Source organism: Bacillus sp. JJ1521, assembly GCF_036965165.1.
In the GTDB taxonomy this organism is placed as follows: domain Bacteria; phylum Bacillota; class Bacilli; order Bacillales; family Bacillaceae_L; genus Ferdinandcohnia.
The window spans coordinates 1-668 of the sequence record NZ_JBALOX010000030.1 but is presented as its reverse complement, the minus strand read 5'-3'; the positions used below and the strand labels follow the sequence as shown (position 1 = coordinate 668).

General features: G+C 45.5%; 5 tRNA genes. All 5 read left to right on the top strand.

Annotated features, from left to right (window positions below):
- Window positions 1-52: 52 nt before the first annotated feature.
- The 5 genes from V7147_RS05580 to V7147_RS05560 all read left to right on the top strand — a co-directional run bounded on the left by V7147_RS05580 (window position 53) and on the right by V7147_RS05560 (window position 642).
- Window positions 53-127, top strand: a tRNA-Gln gene (locus tag V7147_RS05580).
- Window positions 128-205: 78 nt separating this feature from the next.
- Window positions 206-281: transfer RNA gene (locus V7147_RS05575), tRNA-Lys, on the top strand.
- A gap of 14 nt (window positions 282-295) precedes the next feature.
- Window positions 296-376: transfer RNA gene (locus V7147_RS05570), tRNA-Leu, on the top strand.
- A 17-nt stretch (window positions 377-393) separates the two neighbouring features.
- Window positions 394-480 (top strand) — tRNA-Leu (locus V7147_RS05565).
- Window positions 481-565: 85 nt separating this feature from the next.
- A tRNA-Arg gene (locus tag V7147_RS05560) sits at window positions 566-642 on the top strand.
- Window positions 643-668: the final 26 nt, after the last annotated feature.

Below are 668 nucleotides of genomic sequence, written 5' to 3'. Positions count from 1 at the left end.
CCGTCATCCTCCACCATTACAAACTTCTAAGTTTCTCGTGAAGTAAAATCAATGGGCTATAGCCAAGCGGTAAGGCAACGGACTTTGACTCCGTCATTCGTAGGTTCGAATCCTGCTAGCCCAGCCATTTTTACGAGCACAATGGATGCTCTTTCTTCTTGTAAAAGATACAAAGAATTGCACTTCTAAACATAATTTATATTATGAGCCATTAGCTCAGTCGGTAGAGCATCTGACTTTTAATCAGAGGGTCGAAGGTTCGAATCCTTCATGGCTCACCATTCATATGAAATATGCGGGTGTGGCGGAATTGGCAGACGCGCTAGACTTAGGATCTAGTGTCTTTGACGTGGGGGTTCGAGTCCCTTCACCCGCACTGTACCTTAAACATTTGCGGTCGTGGCGGAATGGCAGACGCGCTAGGTTGAGGGCCTAGTGGGAGTTGATCCCGTGGAAGTTCGAGTCTTCTCGACCGCACCAAAAAACTTTTTAAAAAAACACTTGCAATTGAAAAAGTAAGGTGTTATGATAGAAAAGTCGCTGATTTTGAATCACCTTTTAATATGCGCCCGTAGCTCAATTGGATAGAGCGTCTGACTACGGATCAGAAGGCTATGGGTTCGACTCCTTTCGGGCGCGCCATATTATATCGGGAAGTAGCTCAGCTT